Source organism: Rhizobium sp. BK399, assembly GCF_014194695.1.
GTDB lineage: Bacteria > Pseudomonadota > Alphaproteobacteria > Rhizobiales > Rhizobiaceae > Rhizobium.
In genome coordinates this window covers 309,076-335,916 of the sequence record NZ_JACIAH010000001.1, presented here as the reverse complement: position 1 = coordinate 335,916, position 26,841 = coordinate 309,076, and the positions used below count along the sequence as shown (strand labels likewise).

The following is a 26,841-nucleotide window of genomic DNA, read 5'->3' as shown; positions in this document are numbered from 1 at the left end:
AAGTGCTCCTAGATTTCGTCCATGAATGCCGCGAGGAAGTCGCGTAGCCGTTGATCGCGCTCTGCCGCAAGCGCGCGTCCGGCCTTAGTTTGAAAGCCATCGGCCAGTTTGAACAGTTTGGTCTGAAAGTGGTCGATGACGAAGCGCTTGTCGTCCAGTTGGCGATTGCTGCCGGAAGGATCGAATGGATCGTAGAGTGCCGATGACATTCGGCCACCGATGTAGAAGCAGCGACCAGCCCCGATCATACCTATTGCATCCAGCCGGTCGGCATCCTGCAGTATTTTCGCCTCCAGTGTTTCTGGCGCAACGTTGGCCGAGAAGCTATGCGTGACAATGGCGTGCGCCACGGCTGCGATGTCGTCGCCGTCCCAGTCAAGCTCAGCGAGAACGGCCGATGCCTTCTCTGCCGCCAGCAGAGAGGCCTTCGATCGCATAGGGGAGTTCTTTTCCACGGCGACGCAGTCATGCAGGAGGACGGCGGCAGCAAGGATTCTCGCATCACCACCCTCGAGAGCCTGGATCCGCATTGCGTTCTTGAAGACCCGCAGCACATGCGCAATGTCATGCGAACCGTCGTCGCCTTCTGACGAGTGGATCACGAGATCGCTGGCAAGCTTTTCAAAAGGAGCGAAGGCCTTGGCCTGGAACATGGGATCACCGTGTTGGAAGAATGGTGTCCTTCCATAAACGCCGGAACCAAGAGTCGCAACGAGCTGCCGTTCAGCTCGCCTTGAACCTTTCGTGTTCCGGCAGCTGTGACAGCAGGTAAGGGACCTCAACGGCAGGCCGTGGCGGGCTGATGTGATAGCCTTGGATTTCATCGCACGCTTCAGACCGAAGTAAGGCCATTTGCTCGGCCGTTTCTACCCCCTCCACCGTTACGCGCATGCCGAGCGCGTCACCGAGAAGAATGATGGCGCGCATGATCGCAAAGGCTTCCTTGTCTTCGACGATGCCGTTGACGAACGACTTGTCGATCTTGATCTTGTCGAACGGAAACCGCCGGAGATAGCTGAGGGACGAATAGCCGGTGCCAAAATCGTCCATGCCGATGCGAATGCCGCTTTGCTTGAGCACGTGCAGGATCGGCAGAGCCTCATCGAGATTTTCCATCAGCACGCTTTCGGTGATCTCGATTTCCAAGCGACCGGCCGCAAGCCCGGCTTCAGCAAGGGCTGCCGCGACGTCGCTTGGGAGGTCACTGTCCGTGAATTGAATGGCCGATACGTTGACCGCGACCTTGATATCCTCAGGCCAGTAAACGGCATCGCGGCACGCGCGGCGCAGCACCCAGCGGCCAATGTCGACCACGAGACCGACCTCTTCGGCGAGGGGGATGAATTCCAGCGGCGGCACCCGACCGCGCGTCGGGTGGTTCCACCGCACGAGCGCCTCGAACCCGCAGATACGTTGCTGGCTGAGGTCGTAGAGCGGCTGATAGTGGAGCTCGAATTCCTCGCGCTCGACGGCCTTTCGCAAATCCGCTTCCAGTGCATGCCGCGCCTCGATTTGCGCTTCCATGTCGGCGGTGAAAAAGCGCTCGCCCTTTCCGCCGCTGCTCTTGGCGTGCGACAGTGCGACCCCGGCATGCTTCAGCAGGATATCGGTCTCCGTTCCATCTTGTGAACTGATGGCGATACCCATCGACACGCTGAGCTCGACGGCCTTCTCGCCCCGGAAGAACGGTTCCGACAGTTCCCGCCGGATTTGATCGGCAAGAGCCGTGACATTCCATGGCTGCTGGCGGCCGGATTGCAAAATCGCGAATTCGTCGGAGCCGAGGCGCGCCAAGACGTTGCCGGCGCCTGCCGACATGCGGATGCGCTCGGCGACCTGCCGCAGGATCTTGTCTCCGGCCGAAACGCCGAGGGTGTTGTTGATCGATTTGAAGCGGTCAAGATTGAGGTGTACGAGTGCGATCTGTTCGTCCGGTTTGCGGCCGAGCAGTGCTGCGTCGATGCGTTCCCTGAGGCTGATGCGGTTTGGAAGCCCAGTCAGCGGATCGTGATGAGCAAGGTAGGCGATCCGTTCGGCCGCCCGGCGCTCCTCGGTGATGTCTGCGTGGATGGAAATGTTGCTGCCATCGGGCAGAACGGTGATAACGCTCCGGATCGTCCGTCCGTCATCCATCATCCATTCGCGGTGACGGATGTGTCCGCCCTGCGGGCTGGCGTCACGCAAACGGGAAACCTTTTGCTCGACTCGCTCGGTGCCGCGAACCTTCCCAATCAGCCATCCCATGGAGGCCCCGGGCGATGCGCCATCAGCGCTGAACCCGAAAAGCTGTCGGAAGCGCGTGTTGCAGACGATCAGGCGTTGTTCTGCGTCAAAGACGCTCAGCCCTTCTGGCAGGTTGTCGAGTACGATCTGAAAGAGGCGTCGCTGTTCCGTGAGTTTTGCCGTCGTTTCGGCAAGCGTGCCTTTCAGTCTGTCGGTGTCGTGGCTCAGCCGCTGAAATCGATGCTCGGTCGCCCGCGCTTTTCCTGCCTGCAGCCGATACGTCTCGACAACGAGATCCACCAGACGCTCAGCGTTTGCAGAGCCGTCCCCGCCGACAGCGCTCGTACATTGCTGCCGGAAGAGGGTCTCAGCATCCATATGCGGCAATCTCGATTTCGGGAGAGAAAAGCCGTTGAGCGGAATCCTGAGAGTCGCCTACTAGCCTGCAATTGCGACGCTGCGCGTCAGACATGAAAGAACCTTTTGAAGCAATCGAAAAACTATTGTCTGGGCAATTTAAAAACTCACGTGGCGCAGCGCACCGTGGAGGAGATAATCCCTCGGTCGCATTAAAATTCTATTGCACCGCAAACGAATATATCGTGGGCACTATATTTGAGTGGATGTTGTCGTATTGCCTTCAGAACCAGGCGAATTGAACGTAGGGCCCGGGCAACCGATGCTGGAAGATCACACTTTGTCAATCATAGTTAATGGCGTGTTAACAGCTTATTGACGCAGTGCGCAAATCAGTTTAACGACCGCTTAGTCTTTCAATTTCCCCATTTCGTATTGCGTACAAACATCACCGAAACGGCGGTGAGTGGAGGTTTGTATGAGCCAAGTTTCATCGGTTAGTGATACGTCCTACGCATACCTTGCGACATTGTCGCGGCTGGACACAAACGGCGATGGCGTGTTGAGCCGTGGCGAGCGGGCGGCTGATGAGAAGCCGGGCATTCTGAAGCAGCTCGGCGAAGAAGGTGGCAGCCAGGAATTCGCGCCCAAGCTGTCGGATAGCGTGCTTGCGTTCATGATGGGCACGCGCGAGAGCGGTAGCGTCAACTTTTATCCGCAGTCCCAGCAGAGCGCTTCATCCGATCTCTATAAGAGCACCTACGGTCAGTATGATCTCGACATCTGATCACGTTGTGCACGCTGAAATTTGCAGAGCCGGCCGCTAAGGCCGGCTTTTTCTTTGTTGCCGTTTCAGGAACAGCTTCGTGCCTCACACGTTGGAAACGACGACGCACGGAAGGAAGCTCCAATGAAAACAACACTCTCGATCGCCGCTCTGGCGTTCATATACGTCTCGTCGGTGGCAATGGCTCAGGAGAAGCAAACTGCCACCGCCGACTTTGTTGACAAGGACGGGAAAGCAAGCGGCCGGGCGACGCTGACGACCGCGGCAAACGGCGGTGTGCTGATCGAAGTAGAGGTGACTGAACTGCCCGCCAACAAATGGGTTGCCTTCCACGTCCACGAGACCGGCAATTGTGATGCTGCCGGCCATCACGAGTCAGCCGGAAAACACTTCAATCCCACCAATGCCGAACACGGCTTGTTATCCGCAAAAGGACCTCATGCCGGAGACATGCCGAACCAGTATGTGGACCAGGACGGTGTTCTGCGGGCGCAAATTTTTGACAGCATGGTCACCCTCGACGGCAAGACCGACGGCATTCGCGGTCGAGCGCTTATCGTTCACTCCAATTCCGATGATTATCGCAGCCAACCTGCGGGGGACGCAGGTGAGCGCCTCGCCTGTGGCGTCATCAAGTAATTCGTACCGACTCAGCGATAGTAATATCGCTCGGCATACCAATCGCTTGATGCCATAGGCTTGTCAGTCGCCATCAATCGCCCGACGCCGCTCCCTTCGAGCAGATCGGCAGTCGCGCGATCTTCGAGCCCCACGAATATGATATTGGTATTCTCACGCAGAAGGGGATCATCGCCCAATCCCGCTCGGCTGTCATCGGTCGCGTGCAGCAAGCTCATCTTCACGTAGAAGAACTCGGCCTGGTAATCTTCAACGCCTTCTTCGCTGAATGCATGCGCAACGTCGATGACTGATCTCTGAGGCCCATCGTAGACCGTGATAGTCTCATTCAAACCGAATGTCGCTCCATAGAGGGCGATCGAACGTGTCGGAACCGAGCAGATGGCGCCGTTTGTCACGTCCATCTGCTGGCCAAAGAAGCTCGTCTTGACACCATCGAGATCCCCGCGGAAAAAATAGGAAAATCGGTCCCGCGTGAGATAGATCGCCTGCCAGCGAAAACGGACATATTCATCCGACGCGCCTGTCAGGCTCTTGAGAGTGGCCAAGCAGCTTATAAACGTATCGCGATAGTTCTGCAGCGGCATCGATCAACCTCTTCTAGAGGGTTAACCGGTATCGACTCAAAACGTTCCGGCGGTTTGGTCGTTCAAAGTGAGTGCGAAAGGCGCGTTTCCATCCGCGTCCGCGCCCCTGCCGATGGAACGAACCGCGGCCACGAGCTGTCCCCGTCGTCCGAGCACGTCGTCACCAATCTGAACCAGCCGTGTATTCGGTGTGGCAAAGGGCGAGGCAGCGCGAAGCCGGCGAACGAGCACCATGTCCTCTTGTTCCGGAAAGACGGCGAGGGCGGCAATCAAGGCTGCCGCGGGTGATCGGGAGACGCCCATCCAGCAATGGATCAGCAGCGGCGCAACCCGATCCCAATCACGGGTGAAATCGATGATCTGCCGCACATGGGTTTCATCCGGCGCGACAAGGTTTCCGGTTCCCTTGAAGGCGATGTCGTTCATGTTGAGGAGCAAGTGCCGGTGCGCCTGGATCACCGCAGGGCGGTGAAAGGCCTGCTCCTTCGCCATCAGGCTGATCATCTCACGCGCGCCGTGCCTGACCGCCATCTCGGCGATCCTGGCGAGAGGGGCGACAACGATCGTGGTCATGCTTTGCTGCCCCGCATGGCCTCGATCGTCTCGAAGCGCTCGCAAAAGAGGCGCTGCGCCTCGACGGCCGGGAGCGGTGTCATTAGAAGCATGTCTTTCGTGATCCCGCGCGGTTGGCCGAAGAACTTCTGCGCCTCAGCCGGTGTGAACCCGGCAAGCTGTGTTGCTTCGAAGTAGGCGGCGATGGTGTCGGCCTTCTTGATCCTCTCCTTGAGTTCGCGTGTCGGGTGGGGTGGCAGGCCAAAGCGAAGGTGTACCGCAGCCTCCAGCCGCTTCTCGACGGCCTTGTATCCGCCGCCGACGACCGATTTGAACGGTGAAATCATATCGCCGATGACATATTCGGGTGCATCGTGGAGCAGCGCCATCAGGCATTGATCGGCTGTCGTGTCGTTCAGCCGACGGAAGATATCCTCCACGACAAGGCAATGCTGGGCGACGGAAAAGGCATGGTCTCCCGACGTCTGTCCATTCCAGCGGGCAACGCGCGCGAGCCCATGCGCGATGTCGCTCACCTCAACGTCGAGTGGTGAAGGGTCGAGCAGATCAAGCCGGCGGCCGGAAAGCATGCGCTGCCACGCGCGCGGCGCCTTTACCGTCACGCGCTGGCCTCGTCCGCCGTTGACGGAAATGTCAGCCCGGTCCAGGCAGGCAGTTCCAGGGTTACGGGGATGTCGCCTGCGAGCAGTGGCGTTTCGGCAGCCATGGCTTCTCCCGCACGGTCGATACGAACGATCGCAAGGCCGCCGTTCCCCACGACCGACCCAAGCGTGCCGACCGGTTTGCCGGCAGCGGTGATCTCCGTGCCGGAAGGTGGCAGGGTCGCCTCGGCCTTCACCGTGACAACGCGACGGCGCGCAGTTCCACGATGCTGCATGCGCGAGACGACCTCCTGGCCGACATAGCAGCCCTTCTTGAAGGACAGGCCACCGTTGAAATCCATCAGCACATCGTGCGGGAATGCGTCCTGAAGTGCATAGTCCTGTCCCGACTCGGCGATTCCGTTTGCAATACGCACGGCGTGGTAGGCGTCGAGGTCATCAATTCCGTGCTGCCCCGGCTGCCGAACGAGCGAAAGACCGACCTTGGCAAAGCGGCTGTCGACAGGCCCCTTGCTTTCGCCCTCCCAGGAAACGGTGACACCTTCGCCGGCGGTCGATAGGTCGACGGCTGCCCTCAGCTTGTACATCGTCAGCCGCTTAAGCAGCGCGTCCCGCTGATGGTCGTCGGTCTCCAGGACGAACCCATCGCCGTCCCGCCAGATCATGAAGTCGAACAGGATCTTGCCCTGAGGGGTCAACAGCGCGCCCGGCCGCGCCTCGTCGGCTGGAAGCGAGGCAATATCCGTGGTTATCAGGTTCTGCAGGAAGGATTGAGCCTCCAAGCCGCCGACGTGAACGAGCGAGCGGTTCTTCAGAAATACGGCTGGCATGGCGGCACCTGTCGCGTTCGTTATCGCTCAGAAGTATGTCTTCGCTGAGGGGATCGCAAGTCTCAGTCGCCGGCGGTGAAATACTTCCACTTACCGTCGGGAGTGATGCCCAGCCGATAGAAATTATAGCCGCCGAATTCCTGCATGTCGGAAAGGTCGCCGGCCGTCACGATTCGCAGCAATTCAACACGCTCGGGAGGCGTGAGAGCTTTCAGATCCTTTTCGGCGAAGTAGGGCCAGACGTACATCTCGTCAGCCGTACCCTGACCCACGTGGACAAAGCCGGTTGAGATGACGTCAAGCATGATCGCCAGGATCTCATCGCCTTCGGGATCACCCGACAGGTCTTTCAGCGCGCTGATCGGGTCGTCCGTCGGCTCGCCGACCGTTACCTGTGTCTGCGTGGCACCAGTGCCGAGCAGGGGACGCAGCCGCTCGAGATCGCCGGAAGCGGCAGCCTCGACGATCTGTTCCCGCATCTTGCGAACGGGCTCAGGAACCTTGCTGATATCGTAGATGACCTCGACAGGCTTCGAGTTGTCCTGCGCGCCGGGCGTCTTGTCGTTGCCTTGGCCGGCCTGCGAGTTGACCAACGGGTCGGGCATCGGCACGCCGGGCGCGGTCGGAGAGGGCGCCTGCTTGTCGCCGCCTTGCCCGGGAGCGCTCTGTTCAGTTTGTCCTTGAGTCTTTTGCAGCTCGGAAAGTGCCAGGGCTGACGTCCCGGTCAGAAAGCTGCTGGCGCTAAGGCCGATTGCAAGCAAAAGCGGCACGATCGCGGGCCGCGAAGCATTGTCCCTAGCGGAATGCATGAAACTCTCTGTGATCGTTATTGCAGGGTGCGGGTCGGAGAAAACTCGCCGGCGAGCATGCGCTCGCGTAAGGATTCCAATAGCGCTTCCGCGCTGTTTTCGCCATGAAGTCGAATGGTTTCACGTAGCGCATGGATGATTGCTGTATCGGCAATGATCTCGGGTTCGATCCCGTCTGCCATGCCGTCGGCCCAGGCTTCGTTATGGTACTCCAAGGCCGCCTGAGTCTTCTCATGAACGATCATGTCGTCGATGTCATTGAGGCTTGGTTCCATTGTCATTTCCTCAAACTGCATGCCTTACTGCGTAGTTAACAACCTTATCAGCCTTTTCCCAAAACGACACGGCCGCCAGTGAAAAGAGGTTAATTAACCGTTAATTTCCGAACCGCGACGTAATTTCTGTGGCAAGTGTTGCACCTTCGTTACGGTATCGCTCTTCTGCCACGATGGCTGCCTGCGTGCAATCCGTATAAACGGACGCAAAAGCACGGTAGCCGCGATTGAACGCGGCAGTGAGTTGTTCCTTGCGTTGCGGCTCGTCCTTGGCCTCTGAATCAAGCAATTGCTGCATTCGCGCGCGCCACTCGCCGCTGTTTTCCGCCTTGCAGAGAGTTCTCAGGTAGTGAACCGACCCCAATACTTCGGCAAGCCGCGAAAGCTTGTCGTCGTAGGGAACGGTGACCGTTTTTGGCGCATTTTCCTCCGGCAACACTGTCGGCGTTAGACCCTGTGCCCGTACGGGAGCGGGTAGGGCGGCGCTTGCGCATAGTGCAAGAGACAAGAACACGCGTCGAACGGGAATCATGCTCATAGTTGATACTCTGACCGTGACGGGAACAAGGCGCGGTCAAGAATTTCCACTGTCTTATTCACCACTGGATGCCAGCCGTTCGGCACATTCCAGCACGCTTTGCGGCACTGGCAGCCGGCGGATTTCCTCAACGGTGAACCAGCCGATAGCAGCCGCATCGTCGGCTGCGGTTGCGATGGCGGCCCCGTCGGCCTCGACGCGAAATACCGACAGAAAGAAGTGGCTGACGACAGCGCCGTCGGCGGCATGTGTCTTCAGATCGTATGTCGCGAAGAGCTCAGGGCTGTGAGCTGTTATGCCGGTTTCCTCCTCGAGTTCGCGCAAGGCAGCTTCCTCGGGCGTCTCGCCGGGCTCAGCCCGTCCGCCGGGGAACGCATACATGTCGGCCGACGGCGGATTGCGCCGGAGCACGAGCAAGAACCGGTCTCCACGCTGGAGGATAGCCGAGGATGCGGCCTTCGGAATTGAACTCATGGGATGCCACGTCGATCTTGTGTTGGCTTGCTTGGCGCCGCCGCCGTTCCACCGGATATATTGAACTCGGCGATTCGAAGGAGCTGTCGTGACCTATATCATCTATGCCGCTGCTGCAGTGTTCGAGATTGCCGGTTGTTTTGCCTTCTGGGCATGGCTGCGGATGGCAAAGCCCGCCTGGTGGCTAGCGCCGGGCATGGTGTCTCTGGCGCTCTTTGCATGGCTCCTTACCTTCGTGCCAACTGAGGCCGCTGGCCGCACCTTCGCCGCTTATGGTGGCATCTATATCGTGGCTTCGCTGATCTGGCTGTGGATTGTGGAAAACCGTGTCCCCGACCGCTGGGACATCGGTGGTGCACTCGTCTGCCTCTGCGGCACCGCCATGATCCTGTTCGCGCCGCGCAGCTGAGCGAACCTTGACCGCAGCGGATCGGAGTGCAAAGACACTCCTATGTGTGGACGCTATGCGCTGACGGTATCCCCTGAAGAATTGAAGGAAATCCTCGGGATCATGGATCTCGAGGACTTTCCCGCGCGCTACAACATCGCCCCGACCCAACCCGTCCTCATTGTCGTCTCGGATGAAACCCGCGAAAAGGGCAGCAACCTTCCGGAACGGCGCGCGGTGCTCGTGCGCTGGGGCTTTACGCCCGGTTGGGTGAAGGATCCGAAGCAGTTTCCGCTGCTGATCAACGCCCGCGCCGAAACTGCGATCGGCAAGGCCTCCTTTCGCGCCGCCATGCGCCACCGGCGCGTCCTCGTCCCTGCCTCCGGCTTTTACGAATGGCATCGCCCGAGCAAGGCGAGCGGCGAGAAGTCCCAGGCCTACTGGATCAGGCCGCGCCGCGGCGGTGTCGTCGCCTTCGCGGGCCTGATGGAGACGTGGTCCTCTGCCGACGGTTCGGAAGTCGATACCGGCGCGATCCTGACGACTGCGGCGAATGCGGCGATCGCTCCGATCCATGACCGCATGCCTGTCGTCATCAAACCCGAAGACTTTTCCCGCTGGTTGGATTGCAAGACGCAAGAACCGCGCGACGTTGCCGACCTGATGAGGCCGGTTGAGGAGGATTTTTTCGAGGCAATCCCCGTTTCCGACAAGGTCAACAAAGTCGCCAATATGGGCGCTGATCTGCAAGATAGGGTGAGCGTGGAAAAGCCGCCGTCGCGGCCCGAAAAGAAAAAGCCGGACGACGGCCAGCTCAGCTTCTTCTAATCCGATAATCCCACCGCATCATTTTTCCGGAACATTCCATGATCTCCATTTCGGCCGCACTTGCCGGCTTCTTCCTTGGCGCCTCGCTCATCATCGCGATCGGAGCGCAGAACGCATTCATCCTGCGCCAGGGTCTGCTCCGGTCGCATGTTTTCATCTTGTGCCTCATCTGCGCACTGTCGGATGCAGCGCTGATTGCGGCCGGCGTTGGCGGGCTAGGCACCCTCGTTGCTCAATCGCCAATTCTGCTCTCAGTCGTGACGATAGGGGGGGCAATCTTCCTCGGTTCATACGCCGTGGTGGCATTTCGCAGGGCCTTTCACCCGGGCGCAATGCAGGCTGATTCTCCGAGACCACTGGGTCTGAAGGCAGCCGTCGCAACCTGCCTGACCTTCACGTTCCTAAACCCGCATGTCTACCTCGATATGGTCGTCCTGATCGGCAGCCTGTCCGCCGCCTACAACGGAGTGGATCGCATCGCCTTTGGCATCGGCGCCGCGACCGCGTCGTTCATCTGGTTTTTCGGTTTGGGCTACGGCGCTCGGCTGTTGCAGCCGATCTTTGCAAGGCCAGCCGCCTGGCGGGTCCTTGACGTCATCATCGGCATTGTCATGGGACTGCTGGCAATCAGTCTGCTCGTCCGCTTCCTCCACCCGGCCTAGGCTTCCGGCCTGTCGGCAAGCAGTAACAATCAGTCGCGCGTCATCAGACGCGCGCTGCAATTTCAATTCGATGACGGAAATAGAAGCCCGCTCTGGGCTGTCGTTGTCTGCCGCTATGGCGGCTTCGATCGCTAGGCGAGCTTCTTGACGAGCGGTGGCTTGCTCTTGAGCATCAGGGCGGCCGCAAGGACGGCCTTCAGGCCGAGCGGGCGGTAGTTAGCGCTGAGGTCCGACTTTGCCGGCTGTTCGACGCTTGTCTTCTTCGGGGTCACAATACTCTCCTCACGTGCTGTCCCTAGACTCTTATATTTATTGCTCTTTTGCCTGCAATAGCGACAAAATCGAGGCGCCGCATATCAGGAATTATGAATCCAATGCATAATTCGCGAGGCTTGAGTCAGGCCTATGTCCGCAAGGAGCGCGGGAAAGTGTCAGATGTGGCGTCCGATATCGTCTTCGCCGACGCCGGGTTCCTCGATCGTCAGCGTGCCGTATTTGCGCTTCCATTTCCGGGCGCCGAACGGCAGCGTGCAAAGGTAAAGCACCGCGGTCACGACCATGACCTCCCAGGTGAAGCTCGACAGCAGGGCGACGTATAGAACGACGCCAAGCATGACCGGCAGCACGAGATCACGCCGCAGCCTGCTGCCTTCGGATTTGCCGGACCAGACCGGCAGGCGGCTGATGAGCAGGAAGGCGATCAGCACGGTATAGGCGGAGGAGAGATAGGCGAAGGTGCGATCCGTCGTGAGGCCGAGGAAGCCGAGGTAGACCGGCAACAGCACGAGCATCGCGCCGGCCGGCGCGGGCACACCGACGAAATACTCCGACTGCCACGATGCCTTATTCTCACGCTCGGCCATGACGTTGAAGCGCGCCAGACGAAGGCCCGCGGCGATGGAATAGATCAGGGCGGCGATCCAGCCGATCGAACGGGCCTGATCGAGCGCAAAGACATAGACAACGAGCGCCGGCGCGACGCCGAAATTCACGATATCAGCCAGCGAGTCCATTTGTGCGCCGAACTTCGACGTTGCCTTCATAAGGCGCGCTACTCGCCCATCGATCCCATCGAGGAACGCGGCAAGAAGCACCATGCCGACCGCCAGCTCGTACCTGTTCTCGAAGGCGAGCCGGATGCCGGTGAGGCCGGCACAGATCGCCAGAATCGTGATGAGATTCGGAATGATAAGGCGAAACGGAATTTCGCGAAGCCGTGGTCCGCGACCCGAATCATCCGGAGGGCCGTTCGGTTCGAAGGGCGGGAAGGGCGTTTCCATGTCGCTCTCCAGTGCTGTTAGCTTCGACGGCTGACGACCGGACCCTTGGCTGAGCCGAATTCGGCCAGCACGGTTTCTCCGGCGATTGCCGTCTGGCCGAGCGTCACCCGGGGCGCCGCGCCTGCCGGCAGGAATACGTCAAGACGCGAACCGAAGCGAATAAGGCCAAAGCGTTCGCCGGCATCCAGCGGGTCGTTCGGGTTTGCCCAGCAAAGGATGCGTCGGGCAACAAGGCCGGCAATCTGCACGACACCGATCTGGCCATGCTTGGTCTCGATGACAAGGCCGTTGCGTTCGTTGTCTTCGCTCGCCTTGTCGAGCTCAGCGTTCACGAAGCTGCCCGACCGGTAGTTCACGCTGACGATCCGGCCACGCACCGGCGAGCGGTTCACGTGGCAGTTGAAGACGTTCATGAACACCGAGATGCGCAGCATCGGCTCGCTGCCGAGATTCAGCTCGACCGGCGGTACGACCATCTGGACGGATGAAACCTTGCCATCAGCCGGGGAGATGACGAGATCGTCGTCCTGAGGCGTCATTCTCTCGGGGTCACGGAAGAAATAGGCACACCAGAGTGTCAGGATCAGACCGATCCAGAACAGTGGCTTGAAGATCCATCCCAAAACCAGCGATGCGACGAAGAACGCGGCGATGAAGGGATAACCTTCCTTGTGCACCGGGACGATGGTGTTGCGTACCGTATTGAACAAGCTCATCTATACCGCGCTCCTAGCGTTCTTTTCTCACCGCTGGTTACAAGGAAACCGCGGCGTCGGCAATGCCGCACCTCCTCGACCCACATCTATGACGTGCTTCTGAACAGTAAAGCAGTCGAATTGCCAGGCTAGTTCGCGGGCGCAAGCCTGTTCACGATACCCAAATCGTCATTTTCGCGGACCTGCTTCAGGTGCTCTTCGGCCTGCGTGGCCTCACGCTGTCGGTTCCACATCGAGGCGTATAGGCCATTCTTTTGAAGGAGTTCTGCGTGGGTGCCGCGTTCAGCAATCTCGCCGCTCTTCAGAACGATGATCTCGTCGGCGCCGATGACTGTCGACAGGCGGTGGGCGATGACCAGCGTCGTGCGGTTCTTCGATACCACATCGAGCGCGGTCTGGATGTCTCGCTCGGTCGTGGTGTCTAGGGCAGAAGTGGCCTCGTCGAGGATGAGAATCGGTGGCGCCTTCAGGACCGTTCGCGCGATTGCGACGCGCTGCTTTTCGCCGCCGGACAGCTTCAGGCCGCGCTCGCCGACCCTGGTGTCAAAGCCTTCCGGCAACAGATCGATGAAGTGAGCGATCTGCGCGATTTCGGCGGCAGTCTTTACCTCTGCGTCGCTGGCGGATGGGCGACCGTAGCGGATGTTGTAGGCAACCGTATCGTTGAAAAGGACGGTATCCTGCGGAACCATGCCGATCGCCGATCGCAAGCTCTTCTGCGTCACCGCCCTGACATCCTGGCCGTCAACGGAGACCGAACCGCTCTGGATATCGTAGAAACGATAGAGCAGACGCGACAATGTCGATTTTCCCGCCCCAGACGGGCCGACAACTGCGACGGTCTTGCCGGCCGGCACCTCGAAGGAAATGCCTTTGAGGATCGGTCGGGCGGGGTCGTAGGAAAAATGCACGTCCTTGAAGGAGATGGCGCCTTGCTTGATATCCAGGGGGGCGGCATCGGGTGCGTCTTTCACCTCGGCCTTGACTTCAAGGAGATCGAACATCTGCTCGATGTCGGTCAGCCCCTGGCGAATTTCGCGATAGACGAAGCCAATGAAGTTCAGCGGGACGGAGAGCTGCAGCAACATTGCGTTAACGAAGACGAAATCGCCGACTGTCTGTTCGCCGCGTTGGACCGCGAGGGCTGACAGGATCAACATGACAGTCGTTCCCAGACCGAAGATTACGCCCTGGCCGAAGTTCAGCCAGCCGAGCGAAGTCCAGACGTCAGTCGCCGCTTTCTCATAGCGCTCCATCGACCTGTCGAAGCGCCGGGCCTCCATCTCCTCGTTGCCGAAGTACTTGACCGTCTCGAAGTTGAGGAGAGAGTCGATCGCCTTGGTGTTGGCGTCGGTGTCGCTGTCGTTCATCGTGCGGCGGATGGCGATGCGCCAGTCGCTGGCCCGGATCGTGAACCAGATGTAGGCCCAGACTGTGAACGCGGTGACGGCGAGGTAGGAAAACCCATAGCCCCACCAGAAGATGATGGCGGTCAGCAGGAATTCGATCAGCGTCGGAACGGAGTTGAGGATCGTGAAGCGGACGATGGTCTCGATCCCTTTCGTGCCCCGCTCGATGACCCGCGACAATCCACCGGTCTTTCGTTCCAGGTGAAAGCGCAGTGACAGTTCGTGCATATGCACGAACGTCTTGTAGGCCAACTGCCGGACGGCGTGTTGTCCGACGCTGGCAAAGAGTGCATCGCGTAACTGGTTCAGACCGAGTTGGAGGAGGCGCGTGACGTTGTAGGCGATCACTAACGCCGTCGCCCCGACGAAAAGGTCCGGCACTTTCCCGGCGAGGTCCATCCTGCCGTTCAGCGCATCCGTAGACCACTTGAAGAAATAGGGAACGAGCAGCAGGACGAACTTGGAGACAAGCAGATAGACCGACGCCCAGACGACGCGCATCTTGAGATCGGTACGACCGGTCGGCCACATGTAGGGCCAGAGATTGAACAGCGTCCGCAGCAGGTTGGAATCAGAGACTGTTTTGCCGTTTGCCATGCGAATCTCCCGCCGAAAGGCGCTGATGGCGCTGCGTTGCCGACAAATTTGGGAGCGGCGGAAATGCCGAAAGGCTTCGCCGGACATGATCGTCGTCACCGCCATATAGGGGTTGGCGGGAGCAATACAACAGATCGACGCCAGAGGAAAAGAGCGGCCGGACGTGATCTCCGTCCGGCCGCTCTTTTTATTGTATCAGCGTACTAGAGATGTTCGCCGGACATCCGCTTCCGGTGAAGCTCTTCTGCGTTAGGCAGGGCATCCTTCGGAAGCCCGAAGATCTGGCCCGGCAGGATACGGTCCGGGTTGGTGATCTTGTCCTCGTTGGCGACGTAGATGGTCGTATAGCGAACGCCGGCGCCGTAGATACGTCGAGAAATCTGCCAGAGCGTATCGCCGCGGCGGATAATGACTGTCTCGTTACTCGGAGCAAGCGGCGCCTGCTCGATCGTCGTCGGCTCGCCCTGACCGCTTGTGACTTCGTTCGTCGCGGGCGCACTTGGCACCAGCGCAGGGCTCGTCAATTGCGCGATATCAGTACCGAGCTGGGCCAACGCAGCGCCAACCGATTTCGCATCCTTCGGCAAGGCCTGTACCGTCTTCAGTGCCCCTGCAGCGGTTTGTGCTGCGGTGGACGCTTGTTGCTTGAACTCAGCAGTCGCATCGGCTGCGGGGCGGAATTCTGTGATGGCGCGCAGGGCGAACTCGTTGGCGGAGCGGGCGGCGGCAAGCTGCTCCGCGCCTGGTATCTTGCCGTCGGCGAACAGTCCGCTCAGCAGAGAGAAGGCCTTGGCGGCGTCGCTTTTCAGCTTTCCAAGTGCGCTTTCATCGAGTGGCACCGTCGCGGGTAAGGCTGCGGGTGTTGAGCCGGCGCCCTGCGCCGCAACCGTCACCTGATTTCCTTCCGGACGGTTGAAATTGACGGAGGCGCGAACAGCGACCTTGCCGGCGTCATCGAGAACGTCCACGCGAATCTTGTGATCGCCGACGGAAAGCGGCATGACGCCATCGACGACGAAATGACCATCTGGACCGGCCTTTGCCTTGCCGATCATCTTGTCGTCCGCGTAGGCAATCACATTTGCCAACGGCTTTGCCATGCCAGCGACAAAGATCTTATCGCCTTCGATCTCGACGGCGTTGACCATGACATCAGCGGCCGCAGCAGGGCCGGGTTGTGCACCGGCAGCTGCTGGCGCATTCGCAACATCTGTCGAACTCGGTGTCTGGGCCGGAGCTGCAGGCTGATCCGACGGCGCAACATTGCCATTGGAGGCAACCTGGGCGTCTGGCTTGGGTGCCGTGATGATGCGGCTCGCAGTTCCTGGTTTGGAGACCATCGCCAGCAGTTCGGAGCTCTTGCCGTCCTTCGGAACGGAAACGGTGGCAACCTCTTCAGATGTCGACGCTTTGCCGTCCTTGCCGGTGGCTCGGAGGACGAGTTGATGATCGCCGGCGGCAAGCGGATTGTCCAGCACCGCAGCAAAATCGCCGGTCGGGCCGACGTTGGTGGTGGTGACGACCGTGTCGCCGTCGACGATTTCAAGCTTGCTGTTCGGCTCGGCCGAGCCGGCTATGACGGTAGAACCGTCCGGCTCGACGCGTAGCACGTCGAACGTCGGAAGGTTGCTCGCATTTTCGGTTGGGGTAGCCGCCGGCGACGGCTGGCTCGCCGCCGTGCCAGTTTCCGTGGAGCCGGTCAGCGTCGCCTCAGCTTTTGCAACCGCCATTGCCGCATCGGCAGTGTTTTCCGGCAAGGCCTTGATGATGGTCAGAGCCTTGGCGGCGCCATCCTTGGCCTTGGTGGCGGCAGCCGCCGTGACCGGATTCGTGCCATCCGGGATCGCGAGATCTGCAAGAGTCTGGAGAGACGTGGTCGCCTTCGATTTAGCTGCTTCGAAAACTTCCTGGGTCGGGCCCTTGCCGTCAGCAAAGAGCGCCTTAAGTTCCGAAATCGACTGGCCCGCTTCCGAAGCAAGGCGCCCGACTGTCTGTGTCGTGGCGGCGTCGTCTGGAGCTGCGGGGCGGGATGTCTTTGCCGATTCGGTGACCGTCTTCTTCACCTCGGAGCCGGCCTGGTTGATTGCGTCACCAACTTTTGCGGCGTCTCCGCCGATGCGGGGCATGACGAAAAATACCATCAAAAGAATTGCGACTACAAGCACTGCAAGAGCCAGCAAGCCGGCACGGTTTCTCATCATCACGTCTCCCCAGGCGGCAATCTTGCCGGACTTCCTAAAATTGCTAGCGATTCCCGCTGCTTTGCACAAGCAGTCAAAGTAGCCGGGCAAATGTAAGAGACAGGTTTTCCGTCATTTTTCTTGACTGGAGCCAGAGAGAATAGTTGTTTGCCCGTATGACAGATCAATCTCATTCCATTCGCTCCATTTGTGTCTATTGCGGCTCGCGACCGGGCAGCGATCCTCGCCACATGGCCGCTGGCCGTACGCTGGGTAAGGAAATCGCCGAGTATGGCCTACGCCTCATCTATGGCGGAGGCACCAAAGGCATCATGGGGGCTGTGGCGAGCGGCGTGCTTTCGAACGGGGGCCAGGTAACCGGGATCATTCCGGAGTTCCTGATCGACATGGAGGCTACGCGCCATTCCCTCGGCCAGCTCAATGAGTTGATTGTAACCCCTGACATGCATACGCGCAAACATGCGATGTTCGAGCGTTCGGACGCATTCGTGGCGCTGCCCGGCGGCATAGGCACGCTGGAGGAGATCGTCGAGATCATGACATGGGCACAGCTCGGCCGTCATGAGAAGCCGATGGTATTCGCCAACATCGGCGGCTTCTGGGATCCGATGATGGAGCTGTTGCGGCATATGACGGACGAAGGCTTCGTTCACACCGCCCATCGCGTCCAGCCGCTTGTCATCGACGACATTTCGGAAATCATCCCCGGCATCATGGCGCAAGCTGCCGAGATCGCCTCTGTCGATCGCGACGGCGAAGATGCGGTGATCTCAAAGATGTAGGGCGCCACCGGGGCGAGGGACCAGCGTCCCGTCGATTCTGACGTTAGAACGGTATTTTGGTTCGCTCGCCCGTTCGGTCGCCCCTTAGCGCTCCCTGCTGCCGCGCAGCATCGCCCAGCTATAGAGAACGAGGCCGGCCCAGATCAGCGGGAAGGCGATCATGCGCGCCGTGCCGAGCGGCTCGTGGAAAATGAAGATCGCGATGAGGAAGATCATCGTCGGCGCGATGTACTGCATGATCCCAATCGTCGATAGACGCAGCAGCTTGGCGCCGTTCGCGTAGATCATGAGCGGCACGGCGGTGACGACACCGCAGCCGAGCAACAGCACCGTATCCGCCAGACCCGTGCGGTAGAGGTGCCCTTCGCCCGTACCAAGCTCGAGATAGAGTATGTAGAAGAATGCCGGAATGCTGAGGATCAGCACTTCAAGAAAGAAGCCCTGGTTCGGACCAAGCGGCAAGGTCTTGCGGAACAGCGCGTATAGACCCCAGGAGATCGTCAGCGTCAGCGACACCCACGGTAGGCCGCCGCTATCGAGTGCCAGTACAACCACCGCAAGACCGGCGAGCACGATGGCCGCGATCTGTAGTGGTTGCAGCCGCTCCTTCAGCACGACGGCGCCGAGGAAGATGCTGAACAGCGGATTGATGAAGTAGCCGAGTGCGGCGTCGAGCGAATGGCCGGTGCCGATCGCCCAGACATAGGTTCCCCAGTTCACCGTGATCAGCGATGCGGTCAGAGCCGCCATCGCCAGCATCCGCGGCGACCGCAAGGCCGTGCGGATGTCCTGCGTACGGCCGAGCACGATGAGCACGAGGCCTGCCAGCGGCAGCGACCAGAGAATGCGATGCGCGATGACCTCGGCCGGAGAAATATGGGCCACGGCCTTCATGTAGATCGGCAGGAAACCCCAGAGGAGATAGGCCGTTAGTGCAAAGGCGAAGCCGCGTGGACTGTCTTCATTCTTGGCGACCGGAGCGCTTGCATTGGCGGACATCGAGTGTTTCCATATTTGTTCTTTACGGATCCGCTTAACCTAACGGACGTGAATAGGCCAATTCATTTCGGTGAATGGATGCCGGCCTTCACGCTGGTGAGGACCATGGACGACGAGGCTCTTGCGAACAGCCGCAGGGCATTTGCCACCCAGGTGCTTTCGAAGGAAGGCGTGCTCAGTGACGAGGCGTTGCTGCGAGCCTTTGCGACAGTGCCGCGCGAGCGGTTTCTTGGACCGCCGCCGTGGAAAATGGCGGGGTGGGGCGGTTATGTCGACATTGCCTCGGACGATCCCGCAGCTGTATATCAGGATGCACTGTTTGCGCTTCAGCATCGGCGGCACATCAACAACGGTAGCCCGAGCCTTCACGCCCGGGGGATACACAAGCTGGCGCTCTGCGAGGGGGACACCGTTTGCCACGTAGGCGCCGGCAGCGGTTACTATACCGCGATCCTGTCTCTGCTCGTTGGCAGTAGCGGCCATGTGACCGCCGTGGAGTTTGATGCCGAGCTGGCGACGCGGGCAGAAGAAAATCTCCGCGCCTATCCGAACGTTCGTGTCGTCCACGGCGACGGGCTCGAATGGCCGCGCGAGCCCACAGACGCCGTCTACGTGAATTTCGCCATCCACTTTCTCGTTGACGCCTGGGTGGAGCGGTTGCGTGTCGGTGGCCGGCTCATCCTGCCGCTCGGTGTTCCCGATGTCGACGCGAGAGGGCCGACGGGGCTTGCTTCCTATGCCGGATTCTTCCTGTTCCGGCGCGAGGAACATGGTTACGCAGCCGAGTATCTCTGCCCAGTTGCGTTTGTCTGGGGAGAAGCCGTGAAGCGCGCGCTCGATAGCTACAGGCGACTGGAAGCCGCCTTCTACAAGGGTGGCATGGATCAGGTTCGCGCGCTTCGCTGGAAAGGCCCGCGACAGGGCAAGGAATGGTATTCAGAAGTCGATTGGGGCCTTGTCTTCGGTGCGTGAAACCTACTCGGCGGCAATCTTGCCGGCCAGCTGGCGGTTCTTCATCAGCTTGTAGATCACCGAATCCATCAGCGCCTGGAACGACGCGTCGATGATGTTTTCGGAGACGCCGACCGTCCACCAGCGAACGCCGTCGCTGTCCGTGGATTCGATCAGAACGCGGGTTATGGCTTCGGTACCGCCGTTGAGGATACGCACCTTGAAGTCCGCCAGCACAAGATCGTCGATTTCGTGTTGGTACTTGCCGAAATCCTTGCGCAGCGCAAGGTCAAGCGCGTTGACCGGACCGTCGCCTTCGGCAACCGACATGATCGTTTGCCCGTCAATGACGATCTTCACGACCGCTTCCGAGACGATCTTCACACGGCCGTGGGAATCGAAGCGGCGCTCGACCATGACGCGGAAGCCATCGACCGAGAAAAATTCCGGGATGGTTCCGAGTGTGCGGCGGGCCAGAAGCTCGAAGCTCGCATCGGCGCCTTCGTAGGCATAGCCGGACGCCTCGCGATCCTTGACCAGCGCAATAAGATGGTCGAGCTTCGGGTCGTCCTTGCCGACCTCGATGCCCCGCCGCTTCAAGGCGTTGATGAAGTTCGCCTTGCCGCCCTGGTCGGAGACCATGACCTTGCGGAAATTACCGACGCTGTCAGGCGCCACGTGCTCGTAAGTGCGGGGATCTTTCAGCAGAGCGGAAGCATGAATGCCGGCCTTGGTCGCGAAAGCGGAGGCGCCCACATACGGCATCTGGTGATCGGGCGAGCGGTTCAGAAGCTCGTCGAACGCATGCGACAACCGCGTCAGGTTGGTCAGCCGGTCGTTGTCGATCGTAGTCTCGAAGCGTTGCGCGTAGGTTTCCTTGAGCGCCAGCGTCGGGATCAGAGTCACGAGATTGGCATTGCCGCAGCGCTCACCGATCCCGTTCAACGTGCCCTGGATCTGGCGCACACCGGCCTCAACAGCCGCGAGCGAATTGGCCACCGCCTGGCCGGTATCGTTATGGGCATGAATCCCGAGACAGTTTCCCGGAACGCCAGCGGCGACTAGCGCTTCGATGATCGCACGGATCTCCGGCGGCTGAGTGCCGCCATTGGTATCGCAGAGCACGACCCAGCGCGCACCCGCTTCATAAGCCGTCCTTGCACAGTCGATAGCATACGCGGGATTTGCCTTGTAGCCGTCGAAGAAATGCTCGCAATCGACCATGGCTTCCTTGCCGGCGGCGACGCAGGCCTTGACGCTTTCGGCAATGCTTTCGAGGTTTTCCTCGTTGGTACAGCCGAGCGCGACCTTTACGTGGTAATCCCAGCTTTTGGCGACAAAACAGATTGCGTCGCTCTTGGCCTGCAGCAGGCTGGCCAGGCCGGGATCGTTCGAAGCCGAGATGCCCGCGCGCTTCGTCATCCCGAAGGCAACGAAGCGAGCCTGTGTCGTGCGCTTCTCACTGAAAAAAGCGGTATCGGTCGGATTGGCGCCGGGATAGCCACCTTCGACATAATCAAGGCCGAACTCATCCAGCATGCTCGCAATCGCAATCTTGTCCTCGACGGAGAAGTCGATGCCGGGCGTCTGCTGCCCGTCGCGGAGCGTCGTGTCGAAGAGGTAGATCTTTTCGCGAGTCATGATGGTGGTCCTGTCAGCCTTGCGGCCTGTTATTGCTTTCCGGCGAACTTGTCCGTGGCGCGGATGAGCCTGTCGAGGATGCCGGGCTCAGAATAGGCATGGCCGGCGCCCTCGATCAGATGAAACTCGGCCGTTGGCCAGGCCTTGTGCAGCAGCCAGGCATATTTGGCCGGGCAGGGCATGTCGTAGCGGCCATGCACTATGACGCCGGGAATGTCCTTCAGCTTGTAGGCATCGCGCAGCAGCTGGCCTTCGTCCATCCAGCCGGCATTGACGAAGAAATGGTTCTCTATCCGGGAAAAGGCATAGGCGAAGTCGGCGTCCTCGAACTTGCCGCTGGTGGACTTCTCCGGCAGCAGAGTGATCGTCTCGCCTTCCCAAATGCTCCATGCTTGCGCAGCTTCAAGGGCAACTGCCCGGTCAGCGCCGGTCAGCCGGCGATTGTAGGCCAGCATCATCTCATGGCGCTCCTCCGGCGGGATCGGCGCGATGAAGCGCTCCCACTTGTCGGGGAACATCTCGGACACGCCGAACTGATAGTACCAGTCGAGCTCGGCCTTGGTGAGCGTGTAGATGCCGCGCACAACCAGCTCTGACACGCGCTCCGGGTGCGTCTCGGCATATGCAAGCGCCAGCGTCGAACCCCAGGAGCCACCGAACACCTGCCACTTTTCAACACCCGCCATCTCGCGCAGCCGCTCGATGTCGGCGACGAGATGCCAGGTGGTGTTGGCGTTGAGATCGGCGTATGGCATGGACTTGCCGCAGCCGCGCTGGTCGAACAGCAGCACATCGTAGAGAGCGGGATCGAACAGACGGCGGTGGCTCGGCGAGAAACCGCCGCCCGGTCCGCCGTGCAGGAACACCGCCGGCTTTGCACCCGGTGTGCCCGAACGCTCCCAATAGATCTTGTGGCCGTCACCGACATCGAGGTGACCCGAGGCGTAGGGTTCGATTTCAGGATAGAGGGTACGGAGCACTTCAGTCATATTTTGACGCCTTTGGCTGGCCAGATTGCAGTATCGTGATCGGGGTGCTGGAAGGAGATGATCTTCTCCTGCTGCGAGTAATAATCCGGATCTTGGTGGACAGGTTGGTCGAAGATCGTCTCGACCCATGGAATGCGTGCGTCGTAGTTGACCTGGATCTGCGGCGCCAGGTCGGTTCGATCGTCGAACGTACCGATTGCCAGCTCGAGGCCCCCCGGGTGGCGGTAGGTCATCGGCGTGCCGCAGTCCTTGCAGAAGCCACGCTCGATGTTGATGGAAGACTGGAAATAGCTTGGCTCACCTCGCGTCCACTCCATGCCTTCCTCAGGCGTTGTCACTAGCGCGGAAAAGAAGCCGCCGAACTGCTTCTGGCACATGCGGCAATGGCAGATCGAAGGGCGGCCAAGCTTGCCGCTGATACGGAATCTGACTGCGCCACACTGGCAGCCGCCGGTTCGAATAGGTTCGCTCATGCTGAGGCTCCGGTTGGCCAATGGGCTGTGTCGTGGTCGGGGTGCTGGTGATTGCTGGCGGCAATCGCGTTCTCGCGATCGGGCGTTTCCGGTTCCGGTTCGACGGGCAGAGCGTCGAGCTCGTGAAACCAACTCATCCTGCGTCCTGTGTTCGATTGCATCACCGGCTTGACGCTATCAGGATCGTCCAGTGAACCGAGCACGAGGTTGATGAAGTCCGCGTCCGGAACATCATAGAAAAGCGGTGTCCCACAGTCGGCACAAAAGCCGCGGCGAACGATATCGGACGAATGAAACCACTTTGGCTCGCCGCGCGTCAGGGCAAAATCCCGTCGTTTGACGGCGGCCAGCGGCATGAAGTAGTTCCCGGCCGCTTTCTGGCACATGCGGCAGTGGCAAAGGTGCGGATAGTCGAGCTCGCCAACGGCCCGGTAGCGAACCGCGCCGCATTGGCAACCTCCGCTCAGAGCCGCAACCGTTGTCACGAGTCTCTCTCCTCAGGCCAGGTGGTCGTGTCGTGGTCCGGATGCTGGTAGGAGACGATGTCGTGCAGGAAGGGCGCAGTCTCGGCGTCCTCGTCGGTCTCGCGAGCAGGCAAGTCGCGCAGGCGATCGACGAAATCGATCTTGCGCTCGGTGCCGAACTGGATGACAGGCGGAAGCGCGGAAGGGTCGTCGAAGGCACCCGCCGCCACCGCCACTCCATCCGGCGCTTCGTAGGTCAAAGGCGTGCCGCAATCCGCGCAGAAACCGCGCTGGACGAGGTTGGAGGAGCGAAAAAGCTTGCGCTCGCCACGCGTCCACTCGAATTCGGCACCGCGAACGGAAACCAGCGGCGCGTAATAGGCTCCGAAAGCCTTCTGGCACATGCGGCAATGACAGATGGACGAATCCTTGAGCGTCCCGCGAACGCGGAAGCGGATCGCGCCGCACTGGCATCCACCGGTGTAGGTGGTCATCTCTTCACCTCCCACTTGGTCACGCGTTCGCCGCTCGCCGCATCCTTGCCGTCCTTGAGCTGGATGCCCTCTGCAAGCAGCGTGTCGCGGATCTTGTCGGCCTCTGCGAAGTTCTTCGCCTTCAGCAGTTCCAGCCGCGCTTTGACGCGGCGGTCGATCTCGATGGCAACCGCTTCGTCGATCTCCGCCATTTCGGGCAGGACGCCGAGCAGGGCGGCACTGGCTGCGAATGTGGCGTGATTGCCTGATTGGGCAAGCGCGTGCAATGCCTGGATTGCCGCCACCGTGTTGAGGTCGTCGGCCAGGGCATTGACCACGGCGGCGTCCGGCTGCGCGCCTGCCGCATCCGCCGCCGGCCATTTGGCGAGCAGGCGTTCGGCTTCCTCGAGCCGCTTGACCGAGAAATCGATCGGCTCGCGATAATGGGTCATGAGCATCGCAAGACGCAGCACATCGCCCGGCCATTGGCGGCCGCCGAACTTCTGGGTGTGCAGCAGCTCGTAGATGGTGACGAAATTGCCTTCGGACTTCGACATCTTGCGGCCTTCGACCTGCAGGAAGCCGTTGTGCATCCAGACATTCGCCATGACCTTGGTGCCATGCGCGCAACGCGACTGGGCGATCTCGTTCTCGTGGTGCGGAAAGATCAGGTCCAAACCGCCGCCATGAATGTCGAAGACTTCGCCGAGATAGCGTTCGCTCATGGCCGAGCACTCGATGTGCCAGCCTGGACGGCCGCGGCCCCAGGGGCTTTCCCAGCCGGGCTCGTTGTCGCTTGAGAGCTTCCACAACACGAAATCGCCGGGGTTCTTCTTGTGCGCGTCGACGGCGATGCGGGCGCCGGCCTGCTGTTCGTCGAGATTGCGCTTCGACAGCTGGCCGTAATCGACCATCGATTTCGTGTCGAACAGCACTTCGCCCGATGCCTGGTAGGCATGGCCGTTGGCGATCAGCCTTTCGATGATCTCGATCATCTTGGCAATATTGTCGGTCGCGCGCGGCTGGACCGAGGGCTCAAGGCAGCCGAGCGCCTTGGCGTCGTCGAGGAACTGCTTCTCGGTCTTCTGCGTCACCGCGCGGATCGCATCATTGAGCGGCAGCGCGGGATAGTCGCGCAAAGCACGTGCGTTGATCTTGTCGTCGACGTCGGTGATGTTGCGCGCATAGGTGACGTGCTCGCCGCCGTATACATGGTTCAACAACCGGAAGAGCACGTCGAAGACGATGACCGGGCGTGCGTTGCCGATGTGGGCGAAGTCGTAGACAGTCGGACCGCAGACATACATGCGGACGTTCTGCGGATCGATCGGCGCAAAGGCCGTCTTTTCGCGCGTCAGCGTGTTGTAAAGCTTCAGTTCCGGCTTCTTAGTGTCTGGCGCGCCGGCCATGTCTACTCTCCCAAATGCAATGATCCGAAAAAAACTCTACCACCGGCGGGCCGGGGCGTTTCTCATCTTGGACTTTTCAGGAGACGAAAACGGCCAGGCCAGCGAGCGCGCTAGCGAATAATCTTCCGGCAGATAATGCAGATAACCGTTTTCATGGCGGGTTTTATGGCGCGCCAACGGGGTTTGGTCAAGGGGGTGAGGAGCGGTCCGGCGCCAGTCCGAGCAATCGATCCAGTGAATCGATTGCAGCGCCGAACGCCCGAAGCGGAAGTGAAGGGCCGGGCCGGTGCCAATCGCACGAGCCCCACAAAATTCTGCTACAACGCGCTAGGAAACTGAGGAAGCTCCCTGACGTGAAAAACCTCAATCGAATGGTCCTCGCAGCGATGATTCTAGCTGTCGCGGTCGCATCCTATCTGGCATACGATCGCGCCATGGCACCATTCGCTTCCCCGACGCTCGCGGACTATCCCATACAGGGTATCGACATCAGCCATCATCAAGGCGCCATCGACTGGCAAGCCCTGGCGCGTCAGCAGACCGTCCGTTTCGCGATCATGAAGGCGACGGAGGGCGGCGACCACCGCGACAAGCGCTTTGCGGAAAACTGGAAGGCCGCGAAAGACGCAGGCATCGTGCGCGGTGCCTATCACTTCTTCACCTTCTGCCGCCCCGGCCGCGATCAGGCGCGCAATCTGATCGAAACGGTGCCGGTCGAAGCGGATGCGCTGCCGATCGCGATTGATCTCGAATTCACCGGCAATTGCGGCAAGGTGCCGACATCAGACGAACTGAGCCTGGAAATCAGAGCCTTCTTCGACGAACTGAATGGGGCCTATCCAGGCAAGCCGATCTTCTATTTGAACCAGCAATTCTTCGAGCAGTACATCAAGGGAAACGAGACGCGCTTCCCCGATCACTATCTCTGGCTGCGCAGTATCGCGCAGGAGCCCCACCAGAACGATTGCGGTGACTGGTCAATCTGGCAGTTCGCCGACAACGGCAGGCTCGAGGGCATTCAAGGCCCCGTTGACCTCAACGCGTTGTGCCCATCGGAAACAGGTTTCGCGCACCTGTTCCCGGTTTTGACGGCCAACTGACGCAGGCTTATTCCGGCAGGCGGTAGTCGACCAGCTTGTTCTCGCGCACGATGAAGAGCTTGCCGGTCTCGGTCACATCGGGGCCGACCAGCGGCAGGATCGCCTTGGCGACTTCGGAGGGATGCGGCAGCGTTTCGGGATCTTCACCAGGAACGGCCTGGGCCCGCATGGCAGTGCGGGTCGCGCCCGGATCGACGCTGGTGATACGGAGCGGCGTGCGCTGCGTTTCGCCGGCCCAGGTGCGGGCAAGCGCCTCGACGGCAGCCTTGGACGCGGAGTAGGGACCCCAGAACGGACGACACTTGTGCGCAGCGCCGGACGAGAGAATGACGGCGCGGCCGGCATCCGAGCGCGACAGCAGCGGATCGACTGAGCGGATCAGCCGCCACGTCGCGGTCACGTTGATATTCATCACCTTCTCGAAGGTCTTTGCTTCGACATGACCGATCGGCGAGATCACGCCGAGCACACCGGCATTGGCGACGAGAATGTCGAGCTTGCCCCAGCGCTCGAAGATCGAGGCGCCCAGAGCATCGATCGCGTTCATGTCGGCAAGGTCGAAAGGAACGAGGGTTGCCGAGCCGCCGACCGCCTTGATGGCGTCGTCGAGATCCTCAAGGCCGCCTACGGTGCGGGCGCAGGCAATCACATGTGCCCCGGCCTTTGCCAGTTCCAGCGCCGTGAAATAGCCGATGCCGCGGGAGGCGCCGGTGACGAGCGCGATCTTGCCTTCAAGGTTCAGTGTCATGGTCCCCTGGTTCCCCCGTAGCTGAAAAAGCAAGGGG

At 60.3% G+C, this 26,841-nt stretch carries 31 protein-coding genes; 8 read left to right on the top strand and 23 right to left on the bottom strand.

Annotated features, from left to right (window positions below):
* Positions 1-8: 8 nt before the first annotated feature.
* Both FHT97_RS01735 and FHT97_RS01730 read right to left on the bottom strand, forming a co-directional pair.
* A complete protein-coding gene (locus FHT97_RS01735) occupies positions 9-653 on the bottom strand; it encodes an HD domain-containing protein (RefSeq protein WP_183859456.1) in 645 nt (214 codons plus the stop codon).
* Positions 654-723: 70 nt separating this feature from the next.
* Positions 724-2,601 carry an EAL domain-containing protein gene (locus FHT97_RS01730; protein ID WP_183859454.1) on the bottom strand — a complete coding sequence of 626 codons (1,878 nt, stop codon included), beginning with the start codon at positions 2,599-2,601 and terminating at the stop codon, positions 724-726.
* A 457-nt stretch (positions 2,602-3,058) separates the two neighbouring features.
* Between FHT97_RS01730 and FHT97_RS01725 the strand changes: the two genes are divergently transcribed.
* Positions 3,059-3,367 carry a hypothetical protein gene (locus FHT97_RS01725; RefSeq protein WP_183751638.1) on the top strand — a complete coding sequence of 103 codons (309 nt, stop codon included), beginning with the start codon at positions 3,059-3,061 and terminating at the stop codon, positions 3,365-3,367.
* A gap of 123 nt (positions 3,368-3,490) precedes the next feature.
* Entirely contained in the window at positions 3,491-4,006 is a 516-nt protein-coding gene (locus tag FHT97_RS01720) for a superoxide dismutase family protein (RefSeq protein ID WP_183859452.1), read from the top strand.
* Positions 4,007-4,017: 11 nt separating this feature from the next.
* On the opposite strand, the gene FHT97_RS01715 is transcribed toward FHT97_RS01720, so the two are convergent.
* The 8 genes from FHT97_RS01715 to FHT97_RS01680 all read right to left on the bottom strand — a co-directional run bounded on the left by FHT97_RS01715 (position 4,018) and on the right by FHT97_RS01680 (position 8,694).
* Entirely contained in the window at positions 4,018-4,593 is a 576-nt protein-coding gene (locus FHT97_RS01715) for a hypothetical protein (RefSeq protein ID WP_183859450.1), read from the bottom strand.
* A gap of 36 nt (positions 4,594-4,629) precedes the next feature.
* Positions 4,630-5,166, bottom strand: a complete 537-nt coding sequence (locus tag FHT97_RS01710; RefSeq protein ID WP_183859448.1) for a tyrosine phosphatase family protein — start codon at positions 5,164-5,166, stop codon at positions 4,630-4,632.
* Positions 5,163-5,768 carry an HD family hydrolase gene (locus tag FHT97_RS01705; RefSeq protein ID WP_183859447.1) on the bottom strand — a complete coding sequence of 202 codons (606 nt, stop codon included), beginning with the start codon at positions 5,766-5,768 and terminating at the stop codon, positions 5,163-5,165. The genes FHT97_RS01710 and FHT97_RS01705 overlap by 4 nt, the downstream gene beginning before the upstream one ends.
* Entirely contained in the window at positions 5,765-6,598 is an 834-nt protein-coding gene (locus FHT97_RS01700; RefSeq protein WP_183859445.1) for a folate-binding protein YgfZ, read from the bottom strand. Before FHT97_RS01700 ends, FHT97_RS01705 begins: the two co-directional genes overlap by 4 nt.
* A 62-nt stretch (positions 6,599-6,660) precedes the next feature.
* Complete coding sequence (locus FHT97_RS01695) at positions 6,661-7,407, bottom strand: hypothetical protein (RefSeq protein ID WP_183859443.1); 747 nt, start codon at positions 7,405-7,407, stop codon at positions 6,661-6,663.
* 17 nt (positions 7,408-7,424) lie between these two features.
* Entirely contained in the window at positions 7,425-7,682 is a 258-nt protein-coding gene (locus FHT97_RS01690; protein ID WP_114712503.1) for a hypothetical protein, read from the bottom strand.
* 100 nt (positions 7,683-7,782) lie between these two features.
* Positions 7,783-8,214: a TIGR02301 family protein gene (locus tag FHT97_RS01685; protein ID WP_183860717.1), complete on the bottom strand. Its 432-nt coding sequence runs from the start codon at positions 8,212-8,214 to the stop codon at positions 7,783-7,785.
* Between the two features lie 60 nt (positions 8,215-8,274).
* Positions 8,275-8,694, bottom strand: coding sequence for an NUDIX domain-containing protein (locus tag FHT97_RS01680; protein WP_183859441.1), 420 nt, complete (start codon positions 8,692-8,694; stop codon positions 8,275-8,277).
* A gap of 88 nt (positions 8,695-8,782) precedes the next feature.
* Between FHT97_RS01680 and FHT97_RS01675 the strand changes: the two genes are divergently transcribed.
* From FHT97_RS01675 to FHT97_RS01665, 3 genes are read left to right on the top strand one after another with little or no spacing between them, the layout of a single operon-like run.
* Complete coding sequence (locus tag FHT97_RS01675; RefSeq protein WP_183859439.1) at positions 8,783-9,103, top strand: YnfA family protein; 321 nt, start codon at positions 8,783-8,785, stop codon at positions 9,101-9,103.
* 42 nt (positions 9,104-9,145) lie between these two features.
* Complete coding sequence (locus FHT97_RS01670) at positions 9,146-9,910, top strand: SOS response-associated peptidase (protein ID WP_183859437.1); 765 nt, start codon at positions 9,146-9,148, stop codon at positions 9,908-9,910.
* A gap of 38 nt (positions 9,911-9,948) precedes the next feature.
* A complete protein-coding gene (locus FHT97_RS01665) occupies positions 9,949-10,572 on the top strand; it encodes a LysE/ArgO family amino acid transporter (RefSeq protein ID WP_183859435.1) in 624 nt (207 codons plus the stop codon).
* A 131-nt stretch (positions 10,573-10,703) separates the two neighbouring features.
* Here FHT97_RS01665 and FHT97_RS01660 read toward each other — a convergent pair whose 3' ends face one another.
* The 5 genes from FHT97_RS01660 to FHT97_RS01640 all read right to left on the bottom strand — a co-directional run bounded on the left by FHT97_RS01660 (position 10,704) and on the right by FHT97_RS01640 (position 16,775).
* Positions 10,704-10,844 carry a hypothetical protein gene (locus FHT97_RS01660; RefSeq protein WP_183751616.1) on the bottom strand — a complete coding sequence of 47 codons (141 nt, stop codon included), beginning with the start codon at positions 10,842-10,844 and terminating at the stop codon, positions 10,704-10,706.
* A gap of 159 nt (positions 10,845-11,003) precedes the next feature.
* Positions 11,004-11,852: a CDP-diacylglycerol--serine O-phosphatidyltransferase gene (pssA, locus tag FHT97_RS01655; RefSeq protein ID WP_114712176.1), complete on the bottom strand. Its 849-nt coding sequence runs from the start codon at positions 11,850-11,852 to the stop codon at positions 11,004-11,006.
* A 17-nt stretch (positions 11,853-11,869) separates the two neighbouring features.
* Positions 11,870-12,568 carry a phosphatidylserine decarboxylase gene (locus FHT97_RS01650; protein ID WP_016553405.1) on the bottom strand — a complete coding sequence of 233 codons (699 nt, stop codon included), beginning with the start codon at positions 12,566-12,568 and terminating at the stop codon, positions 11,870-11,872.
* A gap of 128 nt (positions 12,569-12,696) precedes the next feature.
* On the bottom strand, positions 12,697-14,574 hold the full coding sequence (locus FHT97_RS01645) for an ABC transporter ATP-binding protein/permease (RefSeq protein ID WP_183859433.1): 1,878 nt from the start codon (positions 14,572-14,574) through the stop codon (positions 12,697-12,699).
* 203 nt (positions 14,575-14,777) lie between these two features.
* A complete protein-coding gene (locus FHT97_RS01640; protein ID WP_183859431.1) occupies positions 14,778-16,775 on the bottom strand; it encodes a LysM peptidoglycan-binding domain-containing protein in 1,998 nt (665 codons plus the stop codon).
* A gap of 155 nt (positions 16,776-16,930) precedes the next feature.
* On the opposite strand from FHT97_RS01640, the gene FHT97_RS01635 reads away from it, so the two are divergent.
* The gene (locus tag FHT97_RS01635; protein ID WP_183751610.1) at positions 16,931-17,557 is read left to right on the top strand and encodes a TIGR00730 family Rossman fold protein; all 627 of its coding nucleotides are present in this window, start codon (positions 16,931-16,933) and stop codon (positions 17,555-17,557) included.
* An 84-nt stretch (positions 17,558-17,641) separates the two neighbouring features.
* On the opposite strand, the gene rarD is transcribed toward FHT97_RS01635, so the two are convergent.
* Positions 17,642-18,556 carry an EamA family transporter RarD gene (gene rarD / locus FHT97_RS01630; RefSeq protein WP_183751608.1) on the bottom strand — a complete coding sequence of 305 codons (915 nt, stop codon included), beginning with the start codon at positions 18,554-18,556 and terminating at the stop codon, positions 17,642-17,644.
* A gap of 105 nt (positions 18,557-18,661) precedes the next feature.
* Between rarD and FHT97_RS01625 the strand changes: the two genes are divergently transcribed.
* Positions 18,662-19,528 (top strand): methyltransferase domain-containing protein, encoded by an 867-nt coding sequence (locus tag FHT97_RS01625; RefSeq protein WP_183859429.1) that lies wholly within the window; start codon positions 18,662-18,664, stop codon positions 19,526-19,528.
* 3 nt (positions 19,529-19,531) lie between these two features.
* Here the strand turns inward: FHT97_RS01625 and cimA are convergent, their stop codons facing one another.
* From cimA to cysS, 6 genes are read right to left on the bottom strand one after another with little or no spacing between them, the layout of a single operon-like run.
* A complete protein-coding gene (cimA, locus tag FHT97_RS01620; protein ID WP_183859427.1) occupies positions 19,532-21,148 on the bottom strand; it encodes a citramalate synthase in 1,617 nt (538 codons plus the stop codon).
* Between the two features lie 29 nt (positions 21,149-21,177).
* Positions 21,178-22,137 (bottom strand): prolyl aminopeptidase, encoded by a 960-nt coding sequence (gene pip, locus FHT97_RS01615; protein ID WP_183751602.1) that lies wholly within the window; start codon positions 22,135-22,137, stop codon positions 21,178-21,180.
* Positions 22,134-22,610, bottom strand: a complete 477-nt coding sequence (locus tag FHT97_RS01610) for a GFA family protein (protein WP_183751600.1) — start codon at positions 22,608-22,610, stop codon at positions 22,134-22,136. Before FHT97_RS01610 ends, pip begins: the two co-directional genes overlap by 4 nt.
* The gene (locus tag FHT97_RS01605; RefSeq protein ID WP_183859425.1) at positions 22,607-23,095 is read right to left on the bottom strand and encodes a GFA family protein; all 489 of its coding nucleotides are present in this window, start codon (positions 23,093-23,095) and stop codon (positions 22,607-22,609) included. The genes FHT97_RS01610 and FHT97_RS01605 overlap by 4 nt, the downstream gene beginning before the upstream one ends.
* Complete coding sequence (locus FHT97_RS01600) at positions 23,092-23,568, bottom strand: GFA family protein (protein WP_183859423.1); 477 nt, start codon at positions 23,566-23,568, stop codon at positions 23,092-23,094. Before FHT97_RS01600 ends, FHT97_RS01605 begins: the two co-directional genes overlap by 4 nt.
* The gene (gene cysS, locus FHT97_RS01595; protein ID WP_183859421.1) at positions 23,565-24,956 is read right to left on the bottom strand and encodes a cysteine--tRNA ligase; all 1,392 of its coding nucleotides are present in this window, start codon (positions 24,954-24,956) and stop codon (positions 23,565-23,567) included. Before cysS ends, FHT97_RS01600 begins: the two co-directional genes overlap by 4 nt.
* A 371-nt stretch (positions 24,957-25,327) precedes the next feature.
* Between cysS and FHT97_RS01590 the strand changes: the two genes are divergently transcribed.
* The gene (locus tag FHT97_RS01590; protein ID WP_183860715.1) at positions 25,328-26,056 is read left to right on the top strand and encodes a GH25 family lysozyme; all 729 of its coding nucleotides are present in this window, start codon (positions 25,328-25,330) and stop codon (positions 26,054-26,056) included.
* Between the two features lie 7 nt (positions 26,057-26,063).
* Here FHT97_RS01590 and FHT97_RS01585 read toward each other — a convergent pair whose 3' ends face one another.
* Positions 26,064-26,804 carry an SDR family NAD(P)-dependent oxidoreductase gene (locus FHT97_RS01585; protein WP_183859419.1) on the bottom strand — a complete coding sequence of 247 codons (741 nt, stop codon included), beginning with the start codon at positions 26,802-26,804 and terminating at the stop codon, positions 26,064-26,066.
* Positions 26,805-26,841: the final 37 nt, after the last annotated feature.

Bases quoted from the DNA above. Each gene is read 5' to 3' on its own strand.
- FHT97_RS01735 (WP_183859456.1), bottom strand. From the start codon at position 653: ATGTTCCAGGCCAAGGCCTTCGCTCCTTTTGAAAAGCTTGCCAGCGAT.
- FHT97_RS01730 (WP_183859454.1), bottom strand. From the start codon at position 2,601: ATGGATGCTGAGACCCTCTTCCGGCAGCAATGTACGAGCGCTGTCGGC.
- FHT97_RS01725 (WP_183751638.1), top strand. From the start codon at position 3,059: ATGAGCCAAGTTTCATCGGTTAGTGATACGTCCTACGCATACCTTGCG.
- FHT97_RS01720 (WP_183859452.1), top strand. From the start codon at position 3,491: ATGAAAACAACACTCTCGATCGCCGCTCTGGCGTTCATATACGTCTCG.
- FHT97_RS01715 (WP_183859450.1), bottom strand. From the start codon at position 4,593: ATGCCGCTGCAGAACTATCGCGATACGTTTATAAGCTGCTTGGCCACT.
- FHT97_RS01710 (WP_183859448.1), bottom strand. From the start codon at position 5,166: ATGACCACGATCGTTGTCGCCCCTCTCGCCAGGATCGCCGAGATGGCG.
- FHT97_RS01700 (WP_183859445.1), bottom strand. From the start codon at position 6,598: ATGCCAGCCGTATTTCTGAAGAACCGCTCGCTCGTTCACGTCGGCGGC.
- FHT97_RS01695 (WP_183859443.1), bottom strand. From the start codon at position 7,407: ATGCATTCCGCTAGGGACAATGCTTCGCGGCCCGCGATCGTGCCGCTT.
- FHT97_RS01690 (WP_114712503.1), bottom strand. From the start codon at position 7,682: ATGGAACCAAGCCTCAATGACATCGACGACATGATCGTTCATGAGAAG.
- FHT97_RS01685 (WP_183860717.1), bottom strand. From the start codon at position 8,214: ATGATTCCCGTTCGACGCGTGTTCTTGTCTCTTGCACTATGCGCAAGC.
- FHT97_RS01680 (WP_183859441.1), bottom strand. From the start codon at position 8,694: ATGAGTTCAATTCCGAAGGCCGCATCCTCGGCTATCCTCCAGCGTGGA.
- FHT97_RS01670 (WP_183859437.1), top strand. From the start codon at position 9,146: ATGTGTGGACGCTATGCGCTGACGGTATCCCCTGAAGAATTGAAGGAA.
- FHT97_RS01665 (WP_183859435.1), top strand. From the start codon at position 9,949: ATGATCTCCATTTCGGCCGCACTTGCCGGCTTCTTCCTTGGCGCCTCG.
- pssA (WP_114712176.1), bottom strand. From the start codon at position 11,852: ATGGAAACGCCCTTCCCGCCCTTCGAACCGAACGGCCCTCCGGATGAT.
- FHT97_RS01650 (WP_016553405.1), bottom strand. From the start codon at position 12,568: ATGAGCTTGTTCAATACGGTACGCAACACCATCGTCCCGGTGCACAAG.
- FHT97_RS01645 (WP_183859433.1), bottom strand. From the start codon at position 14,574: ATGGCAAACGGCAAAACAGTCTCTGATTCCAACCTGCTGCGGACGCTG.
- FHT97_RS01640 (WP_183859431.1), bottom strand. From the start codon at position 16,775: ATGATGAGAAACCGTGCCGGCTTGCTGGCTCTTGCAGTGCTTGTAGTC.
- FHT97_RS01635 (WP_183751610.1), top strand. From the start codon at position 16,931: ATGACAGATCAATCTCATTCCATTCGCTCCATTTGTGTCTATTGCGGC.
- rarD (WP_183751608.1), bottom strand. From the start codon at position 18,556: ATGTCCGCCAATGCAAGCGCTCCGGTCGCCAAGAATGAAGACAGTCCA.
- FHT97_RS01625 (WP_183859429.1), top strand. From the start codon at position 18,662: ATGGACGACGAGGCTCTTGCGAACAGCCGCAGGGCATTTGCCACCCAG.
- cimA (WP_183859427.1), bottom strand. From the start codon at position 21,148: ATGACTCGCGAAAAGATCTACCTCTTCGACACGACGCTCCGCGACGGG.
- pip (WP_183751602.1), bottom strand. From the start codon at position 22,137: ATGACTGAAGTGCTCCGTACCCTCTATCCTGAAATCGAACCCTACGCC.
- FHT97_RS01610 (WP_183751600.1), bottom strand. From the start codon at position 22,610: ATGAGCGAACCTATTCGAACCGGCGGCTGCCAGTGTGGCGCAGTCAGA.
- FHT97_RS01600 (WP_183859423.1), bottom strand. From the start codon at position 23,568: ATGACCACCTACACCGGTGGATGCCAGTGCGGCGCGATCCGCTTCCGC.
- cysS (WP_183859421.1), bottom strand. From the start codon at position 24,956: ATGGCCGGCGCGCCAGACACTAAGAAGCCGGAACTGAAGCTTTACAAC.
- FHT97_RS01590 (WP_183860715.1), top strand. From the start codon at position 25,328: ATGGTCCTCGCAGCGATGATTCTAGCTGTCGCGGTCGCATCCTATCTG.
- FHT97_RS01585 (WP_183859419.1), bottom strand. From the start codon at position 26,804: ATGACACTGAACCTTGAAGGCAAGATCGCGCTCGTCACCGGCGCCTCC.